This window comes from Proteiniphilum acetatigenes DSM 18083, assembly GCF_000380985.1.
Taxonomy (GTDB): Bacteria; Bacteroidota; Bacteroidia; order Bacteroidales; family Dysgonomonadaceae; genus Proteiniphilum; species Proteiniphilum acetatigenes.
In genome coordinates, this window is record NZ_KB905692.1 from 472,108 (window position 1) to 485,042 (window position 12,935).

Here is a 12,935-nt window from a genome sequence, read left to right on the forward strand (position 1 = left end):
CAAGGTATTCACTTCGTTGCGATTGGGACATTAAAATAAAAGTCCCTGTTCCTCTCCTTTTTTTCGTCCCAGATGTCGGTATGCCAGATCGGTTGCTTCCCTGCCTCGTGGGGTACGTTTAATAAATCCTTCTTTGATAAGGAACGGCTCATATACCTCTTCGATCGTGCCGGCATCATCTCCCACAGCCGTAGCAATCGTAGTAATACCTACCGGTCCCCCTTTGAACTTATCAATGATAGTCAGTAAAATTTTATTGTCTACCTCATCCAGTCCATATCTATCGATATTAAGTGCTTCCAGTGCATAAGACGATATCTGCCTGTCTATTTTCCCATTACCTTTTATCTGGGCAAAATCACGTACCCGCCGTAATAGTGCGTTAGCCACACGGGGTGTCCCCCTGCTTCGGGAAGCAATCTCTAACGCTGCCTGGCTATCACAGCTAACCTGCAACAGATCAGCCGACCGCAGGACGATCCCGGTAAGGGTTTCCAGATCGTAATACTCAAGGTGCATATTAATCCCAAAACGGGCCCTTAACGGGCTGGTCAGCAAACCGCTGCGGGTAGTAGCTCCCACAAGTGTAAAAGGATTCAGATCTATTTGGATAGAGCGTGCACTGGGACCTTTATCGATCAGAATATCGATCCGGTAATCTTCCATAGCACTGTAAAGATACTCCTCCACTACTGGTGAAAGCCGATGAATTTCATCTATAAAAAGCACATCATTCTGCTCCAGCGAGGTAAGCACTCCGGCCAGATCACCCGGCTTATCGAGTACCGGGCCGGATGTCACCCTGAATCCCACACTCAACTCATTGGCGATAATATTCGAAAGGGTTGTTTTACCTAAACCGGGAGGGCCGTGCAACAACACATGATCGAGCGACTCGCCACGCAAACGGGCTGCGCTGACAAATATTTTCAGGTTCTCCACGATCTTTCCCTGTCCCTTGAAATCGCCAAAGGTCAATGGACGCAAACTATTCTCAAATTCACGCTCGGTCTCCCTGAAATTGCGGTTACTATGTATATCAAAAGTATCTTCCATCATTGTTATTGCAAAAATAACTATTTATCGGGAGTTTTGGAAATTGCAGCCACATTCCGTTTTAATCCGGAGAATTTGGCCCTTTTCACGGCTGATTTACGGAATATCCGGCGATAATCCTCCTCATCCATCTCAATTAGTTTTTTCAGATCGAGCGATAAAAATTCATCCAACGGCATAAATTCAGGAGTACTATGTGGCCTGGAGTACCGGTTCCATGGACACACTTTCTGACAAATATCGCAGCCATACACATTATTGCTTAACAAAGGAGCTATGTCAGAAGAGATCTCTCCCTTATTCTCAATGGTCTGATACGAAATACATTTATTTGCATTGAGATAATGGGGTCTCTCTATGGCGCCGGTAGGGCAGGCATCCAGGCAACGGCGGCACTTCCCGCAATTTTGTGAGGCAGGAGAATCATAATCCAACTCCATATCGATAATAAGTTCGCCGAGGAAAAAATAAGACCCCTTACCGGGAATGATGAGCAACGTATTTTTCCCGATAAATCCCAATCCTGCCTGTGCCGCCCAAAAACGTTCCAATACCGGAGCCGAATCAGAGAAATAGCGCCCTGTAACATCTGGATATCGGGATTTTATAAATTCAAACAATCCGCTCAATTTTCCACGTACCACATCATGATAGTCTTTCCCATAAGCATAATAAGCAAATTGCGGCACCTCTTCGGGCAGTTTCTCGTGTGGATAATAGTTCAATGCTACCGAAATAATGGATTTGGCACCGTCCACCAGTAATATGGGATCAAGCCTTTTGTCGATATTGCGGGCCATGTACTCCATACCCGCATTGCCGTTTTCTGCCAGCCACTGCATATACCGCTCCTTTTCCCCGCTATCGGTAGCGCGGCAGATACCGCAGGCATCAAAACCCAGCGATAACGCATATTGTTTGATCTCTTCAGAAAATGTCATAAAAAGGAAAGAACTCAAGCGAGCGTAAAATCAAGCTGCTTCCTGTCGAGATTGGCTCTTGCCACCTGAATGGAAACAGGTTGGCCGAGACGATACTCTCTTCTGGTACGCCGGCCGACTAACCGGAAATTCTTTTCATCCAGTTCATAGAAATCGTCATCCAACTCGCGGATAGGGATCATACCCTCACACTTATTCTCATTGATCTCCACATAAATCCCCCATTCTGTCACACCGGAGACTACGCCATCGTACACTTTACCGATCTTATCGGCCATGAATTCCACCTGCTTGTATTTGATAGAATCCCGCTCGGCGTTGGCTGCTACCTGCTCCATCTGTGAACAGTGCTTGCATTCTTCTTCCAGCGGCCCCTGATCTACACTTTGTCCTCCCTCCAGATAACGTTCCAGCAGACGGTGCACCAGCATATCGGGATATCTCCGGATGGGAGAAGTAAAATGGGTATAATAATCGAACGCCAGACCGTAATGTCCTACATTCTTGGTGGAATAGATTGCTTTGGACATAGTACGGATCGCGATGGTCTCGATCAGGTTCTCCTCCGGACGTCCCTGTACCTTATCCAACAGGGAGTTGATACTTTTTGCCACCTCCACTTTTGAGCCGTCGGATTTTATCTTATGTCCGAAGCGCAGGATAAATGTATTGAATGTATCCAGTTTTTCCGGATCAGGCACATCGTGTATGCGATAGACAAAAGTTTTGGGTTTCTTCCCTTTGGGTACTATGCTGATAGACTCGGCCACGTTTTTATTGGCCAGCAACATAAACTCCTCAATCAAATGATTGGCTTCCTTCGACTCCTTGAAATATACTCCCAGCGGTTTTCCTTTCTCATCGAGATTAAACTTTACCTCATATCGCTCAAAATTGATAGCACCATTGGCAAACCGCCTCTCACGTAACTGCCTGGCAAGATGATGCAATTGAAGTATCTCTGCCGAGAAATCACCCTTTCCGGTTTCGATCACCGCCTGTGCATCTTCATAGGTAAGCCGGCTGTCCGACTTGATCACAGTCCGTACGATACGTGATTTTTTTATCTCCGCCTTATCGTTGAGCGTGAAGATAACCGAAAAACACAATTTCTCTTCATAAGGGCGTAATGAACATATTCCGTTGCTCAACCGCTCCGGCAGCATGGGGATCGTCCTGTCGACAAGATAGATGGAGGTCGCCCGGTTTTCCGCCTCCCGGTCGATCAGGTCACCCGGTTTCACATAATGGGTCACATCGGCAATATGTACTCCCACCTCCCACTGGTTGGACGAGACTTTGCGAAGGGAAAGGGCATCATCGAAATCTTTGGCATCTTTCGGGTCGATAGTGATGGTGAATACATCACGAAAGTCTTCCCGCCTGGCAATCTCCTCTTTATCTATCTCTTCAGGGATCAGATCAGCAAATTTCTCGACCTTTTCAGGATAGCTGTAGGGCAGATCATACTGCGCAAGAATGGCATGCATCTCAGTATCGTTATGTCCCGGCTTACCCAGGACATCAATCACTTTTCCCACCGGATTATTGGCTTTTGCAGGCCATTCGGTAATTTCCACCAGCACTTTGTCGCCATTCCTGGCACCGTTAAGATCCTCTTTTGGAATAAAAATATCGTTCGACAGGAACTTACTATCCATCACTAAAAAAGCGAAGTGTTTCTGCACTTCCAGTATTCCCACAAAACGGCTCTGGGCACGTTCCAGTATCTCTACTACTGTTCCTTCTGTATCTGCACGTTTCCGCTTTGCCAACAGTTGCACGCGAACCCTGTCGCCATTCATCGCATGCTTACTGTTGCGTTCGGGTATATAAATAATATTTCCGTCATCGTCCGGCACAAAGAAATTCTTACCGTTGCTCCGTCGTTCAAAACGTCCTTCCAACATCAATCCCCGGTTGTTGATACGGTATCTGCCACGGGATGTCTCTAGAAGCACATCTTCATCGCGCAGCTTGTCGAGTACACTGATCAGCACACGTCGGCCCTCTTCTCCACGAATATCCAGCGCAGCAGCTATTTGTTTATAATTAAACTGTTTATCATTATTCTGGTTGAGAAAATTGGTCACTAAAGGGATCAATTCCTTTTTTTTGGGTTTATTAACGGAAGGTATAGATGTTGTTTTTTTGCTCATAATTTATTACGTCGGTTTTTACTTAAACAATTCAAACGCATTTTAGTTAAATACAAAGTAATAAAATATTTCATAGAAAACAGAGCCAAGAGCCAAGAATCAAGACATTTTAATCATATCCTTGTGCGTGTGAACTTATCTCATAAATATTACATACGATAAAACAAAATTAAATCGTTTCTTCATTTTCAAATCCTGAAGTAATCGCTATTTTTGTATAAAAGATAAGGGAGATAGTATGCAAAAAAGAAAGATACTCATCACCGGTGCCAGCGGATTTATAGGAAGTACCGTTGTTGACAAGGCGCTGGAACTGGGATATGAAACTTGGGCCGGAATACGGAAGAGCAGTAGCCGGCAGTATCTGCAGGACGAACATATTCGTTTTATCGACCTGCACTATGGCGATAAAACGAAGTTGAAGGAACAACTCCGGAATTTTACAAATGAGTATGGACGTTTCGATAATATCATACATATTGCGGGACTGACAAAGGCACGCCGCAAATCGGATTTCGATAAAGTAAATTGGGAATATACCAAAAATTTCGTAGAAGCACTGATAGAGACGGATAATGTTCCCGATTCTTTTGTATTTATGAGCTCCCTCGGAGCCATGGGGCCCGGGGATGAAGTTGGGTATACTCCCATGTGTGCCGATAAGACTCCCACCCCCAATACAGCTTACGGGAAGAGCAAACTGAAAGCCGAAAACTGGCTGAAGAGTATCGACGGATTTCCTTACCTGATTCTACGCCCTACCGGTGTCTACGGCCCCCGCGACAGGGATTATCTTATCCTGATGAGAGCGGTAAAAAGTGGATTAGACGTGGGAGCAGGTTATAAAAAACAACTCCTCTCGTTTATCTATATCGAAGATCTGGTAAATATAGTTTTCTCCCTGATTGAAAAAGGGATTCGAAGAAAAGAGTATCTCGTCTCCGACGGAGATATGTATACTGATAGTGAATTCAACGCCATTGTACGGGATGTATTGCATAAAAAAAATGTATTGAGGTTAAAAGTCCCGCTCTTTCTGGTAAAGTCCGCAGCATTTATAAGTGAAAAAACCGCTGCTATTTTTGGTAAAGCGACTACTTTTAACAGCGATAAGTATAGGATTATGAAACAACGCAACTGGGCTTGTGAGATTGCTCCATTGAAAGAAGATATCGGTTTTCAGCCGGCATACAGATTGAAAGAGGGGGTTGAGAAAACGATTGAGTGGTATCGGAAAGAGGGATGGCTCTGATTGATGTGATGATTTAACAATTTAATGATATGATGATTAAAAAAGAAGTCGGAAGTTGAGAAGTGAAAATTTCATAATCTTAAATTTTGAATTAAATAAATATGGAATATAAACTATTGGTTCTCGATGTGGACGGCACATTGGTGAACAGCAAAAAAGAATTATCCGTACAGACACTGACTACGCTGTTGAAGATACAGCACGCAGGCATACGCATTGTATTGGCTTCGGGCCGATCACCGTATGGACTCCGCCATCTGGTTGAAAAACTGGAAATGAAGAAATGGGGCGGTTATATTCTTCCATATAATGGTGCGCAGATTATTGATGCGGGAAACGATAAGGTGCTATTTGAAAAGAGGATAGATCCGGTAATGTTTCCCTATCTGGAAAGGAAAGCACTGAAGAACGGATTCGGCATTTTCACCTATCACAGTAATCAACTTATTACCACACATCCGGAAAACAAACATATCCGGGAAGAAGCAACCCTCAACGGCATGGAAATTGTGGCGGTAGAAAACCTTTCCGCAGCTGTGGACTTCTCTCCCTGTAAGTGTGTGCTGGTCAGCGATAACGAGACGGCGCTGGTAGCTTTAAAAGATCAGTGGAGGAAACGTTTGGCCGGCGTACTGGACGTATACCGGTCGGAGTCGTTCTTCCTTGAAGTGGTACCGGAGTTTGTCGATAAGGGAAATACATTGGGTGTCCTGATTGAAAAGCTGGGGATCAGTACGGAAGAGGTGATGGCAATCGGTGATGGACGGAGGGATTTCTCGATGCTCCAACTCGCCGGTTTAGGTATTGCTATGGGAAATGCGCAGGACTCGATCAAGGCATGTGCCGATTATATCACCGAAAGTAATGATAATGACGGAGTCGCTATTGCAGTCCAGAAATTTATCATTGCCGCAGTCCGTCCAGCAGATATTCCACCGGACAAATTGAATGCCGGCAACCGTAATACACTGATGGGTAATCTGGGCATTCAATATACCTATGCTTCGTCAGGCCGGATTGAGGCGGTAATGCCCGTAGATGAACGTACCCGGCAACCCTTTGGAGTACTGCATGGCGGCGCCACATTAGCGCTCGCCGAAACAGTGGCCGGAATGGGATCGATGCTAATTTGCGAACCGGATGAGATTATTGCCGGGATGCAGGTTAGCGGTAACCATATATCTTCGGCCCACGAAGGCGATACGGTACGGGCTGTGGGAACAATTATCCACAAAGGACGTTCATCTCATGTATGGAATGTAGATGTTTTTACTTCGACCAACAAACTAATCTCTTCCATCAGGGTTGTCAATAGTGTATTAAAAAAGAGATGACAGAACAACATAGTTACCGTATTTTAGATGTACTGATCGAACAGGACGCCTATTTCGCGATTTTCAGGCTGCCGCACGAAACAGCACCCCGGTTTGTGATGCAAACGTCCGGTACCCCCTCTATCCTCAGGGATATCGAGGAACTGAACGAGCAACAGGGATTTGTGATCGCTCCTTTCCGGACAAACGCAACATCTCCCCTCATAGTGATACGGCCGGATCGTACCACTTTTCCGGAAGTAAATATCTCTATCCGGAAAGATGGGCAGGAAAAAGCATATCTCCAAAAGCATATAAGCAAGAATAAAGTTGAGTACAGCTACCTCTTCGACCGATTCCACAAACCATTGGCAAACGGGGAATTGAAAAAACTGGTACTGTCGAGAAGCAAGATCATCGATAGAAAAGACACATTTTCTCCGGGACGTTCTTTTTTCAATGCCGTGGAGAAATATCCCCATTCGTATGTTTACCTTTTCCATACACCTCAAAGCGGCACATGGCTGGGAAGCACACCCGAAATACTGCTAAGAGGGGTAAGAGATGAATGGCATACAGTCGCCCTTGCCGGAACCCGCTATCCCAATTCGGGCACTGTAACGTGGGATGACAAGAATCTAAGAGAACAGCATCTGGTCACGTCCTATCTTCTAAAACAACTTTCCTCCTTTCATATCACACCGGAAATAAACGGGCCTTACACAATAAAAGCCGGAAATCTGGCGCATCTGCGGACAGACTTCAGTTTCAACTTGCCGGAAACGCCAAAGCCTGGTACATTACTAAAAGCGCTCCACCCCACGCCGGCAGTATCGGGACTTCCGAAAGATGAAGCCTACCAGTTTATTCAGCATAACGAAGAGCAAGATCGTCTTTATTATTCCGGATTCCTCGGCATGCTCGACACAGAAGGAGAAACCGACATATATGTAAACCTCAGATGCATGCATATTGAGAAAAATTTGCTTACTTTGTTTGCCGGCAGTGGTTTACTCGTATCTTCATCTTTGGATGACGAATGGGAAGAAACCGAACATAAGTTGGAGGTGATGTTGAATATACTTCAATAAAGGCATGTATTCCGAAAAAAGAAATGTTTTACAATTGGTAGCGCTGCTCAAAGCGCATGATATTACCCATATCGTGCTGTCTCCCGGCTCACGGAATTCACCGCTTACCCATTCTTTTGCGACAGACAGGGATTTCACCTGTTACAGTGTTGTAGACGAAAGGAGCGCCGGTTTTTTTACCTTGGGCATCATACAGGCTATCGGGAAACCGGCAGCTGTCTGCTGTACATCGGGAACGGCAACACTGAACCTCGGCCCGGCTGTGGCTGAAGCCTTTTATCAGCAGTTACCCCTGTTAGTGATCACTGCGGATCGCCCTGCCGCATGGATCGGGCAGATGGACGGGCAAACCATTCCGCAGAGCGGCCTGTTCAGAGATCTCACCCGCCGGTCGGTTCAACTCCCCCAAATAGCAGATGAGGAGGAAGAATGGTATTGCAACCGGTTGATCAATGAGGCTATACTCAGCCTGGATAACGAGGTAAAAGGTCCCTCACATATAAATATCCCTTTAGGTGAACCTCTGTTTGGCTTCAATACACCAACCCTCCCTCTTGTCCGTGTGATCCGGCAATCTGCACCCGGATACATGATCCATAAGGAAGATAGATATAGAGAACGATTCGGCAGTTATTCCAAACGGATGGTCATTGTCGGACAATTGCTGCCGGGCAATGGCTTAACCGAAATATTGGAAAAACTCCGTAAGGAATGGGACGTTGTAGTGCTGGCGGAGCAGTTATCCAATATCCCCGTAAAAGAGACTTCAGTTTTTGACACGGTACTTTATGCGGCATCGGAAAAAGAATTAGAAGAGTTAACACCTGATCTGGTCATCACATTAGGTGGACATATCGTTTCCAAGCGGCTGAAACAGTTCATCCGCTCAGCCCGTATCCGCGAACATTGGCATATTTCTCCCTCCGGCGAAGTCATAGATACATTTCAGCGGGTTACTGATATTGTAAGGAGCGATAATGAAACATTTCTGCTCTATCTGACAGAGAGACTGCCCTGTTTGGAGGAAAAAGAATTTAGCAGGGTAAGAGAGTTCGATGAGACAAAAGATTTTAGGGAAATAAAAAATTCCAAAGAGGCAAGAGGTTTCCGGGACCTTTGGGAAAGAGCCTGTGCATCCGTATCGGAACCGGACGTGGCCTTCTCCGATCTTTATGCAGCCGGTGCATTGATGCATGCGTTGCCGAAAAACTCTTCCTTACAGTTAGGAAACAGCAATAGTGTGCGTCTGGCACAGTTATTCGATATCCCCTCGTCGGTAAGAATGTTTTGTAATCGGGGAACCAACGGGATAGAAGGCTCACTCTCCACAGCGGTCGGATATGCTTCGTCGTCGGGTAAACTCACTTTTCTGTTGATTGGCGATTTAAGTTTCTTCTACGATATGAACGGACTTTGGAATAATTACAGCACCCGCAATTTACGCATCCTGCTGAATAATAACGGCGGAGGAGAGATATTCGGTATGCTTCCAGGACTGAACAAGTCGGAAGTATTGCATGAGTATATTGCTGCCGCTCATACAACCGAAGCAAAGGCCTGGGCAGAACAACAGGGATTTCTCTATCTTTCTGCCCACAACGCCGGGGAATTGGAACAGCAATTGCCACTCTTTACAGATACTGACAGCGAAAAACCGGTTCTATTGGAAGTGTTTACTTCCATGGAAAAGAATGCAGAACAAATACGATTATATTATCATAAGCAAAAAAGACGTTTTAAGTTAGATGACTAGAAGTCAAACCTGTGCAGTTTATACTAAAGTGACAAAACGACTAATTTTAATAGAACTATGACAAACAGAGAATGGACAACCATCAAGGGATACGAAGATATTCTTTTCGATTTTTATAATGGGATCGCGCGGATCACGATCAACCGTCCGCGCTACCGCAATGCTTTTACACCCACTACCACCGGTGAAATGAGCGATGCCCTGCGCATCTGCCGTGAAGAATCGGATATCAGTGTGGTGGTAATCACCGGGGCAGGTGACAAAGCCTTTTGTTCGGGAGGCGATCAGAATGTAAAGGGAAAAGGAGGGTATATCGACAAAGACGGTATACCACGCCTAAGCGTGCTGGATGTGCAAAAGCAGATCCGGTCAATCCCCAAACCGGTAATCGCAATGGTCAACGGATATGCCATCGGCGGAGGACATGTACTCCATGTAGTTTGCGATCTGTCTATTGCATCGGAGAATGCCATCTTCGGACAGACCGGCCCCCGTGTGGGAAGTTTTGATGCCGGCTTCGGATCCTCTTACCTCGCCCGCATTGTGGGACAAAAGAAAGCCCGCGAGATATGGTTTCTCTGCCGCCAGTACAACGCACAGGAAGCGCTCGAAATGGGGCTGGTGAACAAAGTCGTACCGTTCGACCAATTAGAAGACGAAGTGGTGGAATGGGCAGAAACGATGATGCAGCATAGCCCGTTAGCGCTCCGCATGATCAAAGCAGGGCTGAATGCTGAACTCGACGGACAGGCAGGAATACAGGAGTTAGCCGGAGACGCCACCATGCTCTACTACCTGACTGACGAGGCACAGGAAGGAAAACAGGCGTTCCTGGAAAAACGGAAACCGAACTTCAAACAATTCCCCAAACTGCCCTGAACAAGACCCAAGAGCCTGACGACAAACCGAAACCAAAGAACAAACTTGTTTGGATTTTGGTGAGGTTCGAAGGAAGAAGACAAAGTCAAATTTATTTGTTCTGCCGAGCGTAGAATTGAAAATCGAGGAGCGAAGGCGACTCAATTAACAAAGAGAGGAGCGAAGGCGACTCAATTAACAAAGAGGGGAGCGAAGGCGACTCAATTAACAAAGAGAGGAGCGAAGGCGACTCAAAACAACCAATGAAATTGAAGAGGATTATGTTCAGTATAAAGATCATACCATACAATCTCCTGTTCAAACGACCGGCAGGCACATCGAGAGGTGTTTATACCGAACACAAGGTATGGTATGTCATTTTTCAGGACGAAGAGGATGAATCTCATTTTGGGATAGGTGAATGTGCGCCGCTCCATGACCTCAGTTGTGATTATACTCCAGATTACGTTGAGACGCTGGCCGCTCTCTGTAAAATAACGGAAGAAAAACAGCAGGTCGACACGGAATTATTGCGTAATTACCCATCAATTCTTTTCGGATTGGAGACGGCTATGCGGCACTATCAACAGCGGACATGGCAGTTATGGGATGCACCGTTCAGTCGCGGAGAAGATGGTATCACCATCAACGGGCTTGTCTGGATGGGAGATCATGCCTGCATGATGACACAGATAGAATCTTTATTGTCAAGAGGGTTCCGTTGTATCAAACTCAAAATCGGGGCGATCGGTTTCGAGCGGGAGCTCGATCTGCTGCGTTTCATTCGAAGTCATTACACCTCAAAGGAAACGACTTTGCGCGTGGATGCCAATGGCAACTTTGAATATAACAGGGTATTGGACAAACTCCATCAATTATCCGAACTCGATATCCATTCCATCGAACAGCCTATTCCGGCGGGACAATGGCAGAAAATGGCAGGATTATGTGCCTCCACTCCCCTACCCATCGCACTCGATGAAGAGTTGATCGGGGTCAACGATCCTGATCAAAAAAGAAAATTGCTGGAAACTATCCGTCCCCAATATATCATATTAAAACCCTCTTTACACGGGGGGATAGCCGGATGTACCGAGTGGATCGGAATAGCCGGAGAAATGAATATCGGATGGTGGATCACCTCGGCATTGGAATCGAATATAGGCCTCAACAGTATTGCTCAATGGTGTGCTACATTCAATAACCCGTTACCACAGGGATTAGGTACCGGAACTCTCTATACGAATAATATCCCAATACCTTTGGAGATCAGGCAAGATCAGTTGTGGTTCGGGAAGGGGACTGGGGAGACTGAGGTACCTGGAGAATTACTAATTACCAATGAATTCTAAACTTCTTACTTCAGACTTCTCAACTTCTTCTAAGTTCTTATTTCTTATTTCTAAAAAAATGTCCCAAATAAGCATAGAAGGTATCATTTACACTCCGGCCGACTTTACAGGAGATCGGGAAAGTGATTTTGCAGGCATATCCTCTTTCCATCACCAGTTATACCTGTTCCTGAAAGAGTGGTTCTCCGATTCTCCCACGCTCCGTCTGCACACTTCAGGGTCTACCGGAATACCAAAGGAAATTATTGTACGTAAAGCACAGATGTTGCAAAGTGCAAAGAGCACATGCGATTTCTTCACTCTGAAAGAAGAGGACAAGGCATTACTCTGCCTGCCATTGGATTATATTGCAGGCAAGATGATGGTTGTCCGTGCCTTATATGCCGGTTTGGATATCTATCCGGTAGTGCCTGACGGGTATCCTCTTGCCCATACAGATATTCCGTTTGATTTTGCAGCCATGGTACCGCTGCAGGTGTACAATTCCCTTCAAACCGAAGAAGAAAAACAACGTTTATCCCGGATCAAACACCTTATCATCGGCGGAGGAGCAATAGATCAAATTCTCGAAAGAAAACTAAAAATGTTTCCGAACGCGATCTACTCTACCTACGGCATGACCGAAACCCTTTCACATATCGCTCTGCGCAGGATCAGCGGGATCGAAGCCAGCAGCTATTATACTCCTCTTCCATCCGTCCGGCTGGCATTATCCGAAGACAACAGATTGATAGTAGATGCTCCTTTGGTGGCAGATGAACCATTCACAACCAATGACATTGCCGAACTTCGCCCGGATAGCAGTTTCCGCATTATAGGAAGAATCGATAACGTGATCAATTCCGGTGGTATAAAAATACAGATAGAGGAGATCGAGCAGGTTTTACAGCCTCATATCACCGGGAATTTCGCGATTACTTCCATCCCCCACCCTAAATTAGGCGAAGCAATTATTCTTATACTAGAACAATCGGATGATCCGGTTTACGTAGAAAAAACCATCAGACAACTCCTTCCCCGTCATCAGCAACCAATGCTTATCCATATTGCCGAGGCCATTCCACAAACAGGGAACGGCAAAATCGACCGTTTGGCTATGAAGCAACTTGCAAAAAAGATTAATCTATCATCACCGACAACAAGATATATCCATTAATTTT

10 protein-coding genes are annotated in these 12,935 nt (G+C 45.7%); 7 read left to right on the top strand and 3 right to left on the bottom strand.

The features are described 5' to 3' along the window. Positions 1 to 30: 30 nt before the first annotated feature. From ruvB to rnr, 3 genes are read right to left on the bottom strand one after another with little or no spacing between them, the layout of a single operon-like run. Positions 31 to 1,056: a Holliday junction branch migration DNA helicase RuvB gene (gene ruvB / locus F597_RS0101655; RefSeq protein WP_026327010.1), complete on the bottom strand. Its 1,026-nt coding sequence runs from the start codon at positions 1,054 to 1,056 to the stop codon at positions 31 to 33. Positions 1,057 to 1,076: 20 nt separating this feature from the next. Next, positions 1,077 to 1,997: a tRNA epoxyqueuosine(34) reductase QueG gene (queG, locus tag F597_RS0101660; RefSeq protein WP_044059964.1), complete on the bottom strand. Its 921-nt coding sequence runs from the start codon at positions 1,995 to 1,997 to the stop codon at positions 1,077 to 1,079. Positions 1,998 to 2,011: 14 nt separating this feature from the next. Next, a complete protein-coding gene (gene rnr, locus F597_RS0101665) occupies positions 2,012 to 4,156 on the bottom strand; it encodes a ribonuclease R (protein ID WP_019537971.1) in 2,145 nt (714 codons plus the stop codon). A gap of 238 nt (positions 4,157 to 4,394) precedes the next feature. On the opposite strand from rnr, the gene F597_RS0101670 reads away from it, so the two are divergent. From F597_RS0101670 to F597_RS0101700, 7 genes are all read left to right on the top strand, one after another. Then, on the top strand, positions 4,395 to 5,408 hold the full coding sequence (locus F597_RS0101670; RefSeq protein ID WP_019537972.1) for an NAD-dependent epimerase/dehydratase family protein: 1,014 nt from the start codon (positions 4,395 to 4,397) through the stop codon (positions 5,406 to 5,408). A gap of 101 nt (positions 5,409 to 5,509) precedes the next feature. Beyond that, positions 5,510 to 6,742, top strand: coding sequence for a Cof-type HAD-IIB family hydrolase (locus F597_RS0101675; protein WP_019537973.1), 1,233 nt, complete (start codon positions 5,510 to 5,512; stop codon positions 6,740 to 6,742). Beyond that, positions 6,739 to 7,812 (top strand): isochorismate synthase, encoded by a 1,074-nt coding sequence (locus F597_RS0101680; RefSeq protein WP_019537974.1) that lies wholly within the window; start codon positions 6,739 to 6,741, stop codon positions 7,810 to 7,812. Before F597_RS0101675 ends, F597_RS0101680 begins: the two co-directional genes overlap by 4 nt. Before the next feature lie 4 nt (positions 7,813 to 7,816). Continuing rightward, the gene (gene menD, locus F597_RS0101685; RefSeq protein ID WP_019537975.1) at positions 7,817 to 9,565 is read left to right on the top strand and encodes a 2-succinyl-5-enolpyruvyl-6-hydroxy-3-cyclohexene-1-carboxylic-acid synthase; all 1,749 of its coding nucleotides are present in this window, start codon (positions 7,817 to 7,819) and stop codon (positions 9,563 to 9,565) included. A 57-nt stretch (positions 9,566 to 9,622) separates the two neighbouring features. Then, positions 9,623 to 10,444, top strand: a complete 822-nt coding sequence (gene menB, locus F597_RS0101690; protein WP_019537976.1) for a 1,4-dihydroxy-2-naphthoyl-CoA synthase — start codon at positions 9,623 to 9,625, stop codon at positions 10,442 to 10,444. A gap of 260 nt (positions 10,445 to 10,704) precedes the next feature. Continuing rightward, entirely contained in the window at positions 10,705 to 11,775 is a 1,071-nt protein-coding gene (locus F597_RS19925; protein WP_044059965.1) for an o-succinylbenzoate synthase, read from the top strand. A 58-nt stretch (positions 11,776 to 11,833) separates the two neighbouring features. Further along, positions 11,834 to 12,931 (top strand): AMP-binding protein, encoded by a 1,098-nt coding sequence (locus tag F597_RS0101700; RefSeq protein ID WP_019537978.1) that lies wholly within the window; start codon positions 11,834 to 11,836, stop codon positions 12,929 to 12,931. The last annotated feature ends 4 nt before the right edge of the window (positions 12,932 to 12,935 follow it).

Coding starts and splice junctions, on each gene's coding strand:
- ruvB (WP_026327010.1), bottom strand. CDS start 1,056: ATGGAAGATACTTTTGATATACATAGTAACCGCAATTTCAGGGAGACC.
- queG (WP_044059964.1), bottom strand. CDS start 1,997: ATGACATTTTCTGAAGAGATCAAACAATATGCGTTATCGCTGGGTTTT.
- rnr (WP_019537971.1), bottom strand. CDS start 4,156: ATGAGCAAAAAAACAACATCTATACCTTCCGTTAATAAACCCAAAAAA.
- F597_RS0101670 (WP_019537972.1), top strand. CDS start 4,395: ATGCAAAAAAGAAAGATACTCATCACCGGTGCCAGCGGATTTATAGGA.
- F597_RS0101675 (WP_019537973.1), top strand. CDS start 5,510: ATGGAATATAAACTATTGGTTCTCGATGTGGACGGCACATTGGTGAAC.
- F597_RS0101680 (WP_019537974.1), top strand. CDS start 6,739: ATGACAGAACAACATAGTTACCGTATTTTAGATGTACTGATCGAACAG.
- menD (WP_019537975.1), top strand. CDS start 7,817: ATGTATTCCGAAAAAAGAAATGTTTTACAATTGGTAGCGCTGCTCAAA.
- menB (WP_019537976.1), top strand. CDS start 9,623: ATGACAAACAGAGAATGGACAACCATCAAGGGATACGAAGATATTCTT.
- F597_RS19925 (WP_044059965.1), top strand. CDS start 10,705: ATGTTCAGTATAAAGATCATACCATACAATCTCCTGTTCAAACGACCG.
- F597_RS0101700 (WP_019537978.1), top strand. CDS start 11,834: ATGTCCCAAATAAGCATAGAAGGTATCATTTACACTCCGGCCGACTTT.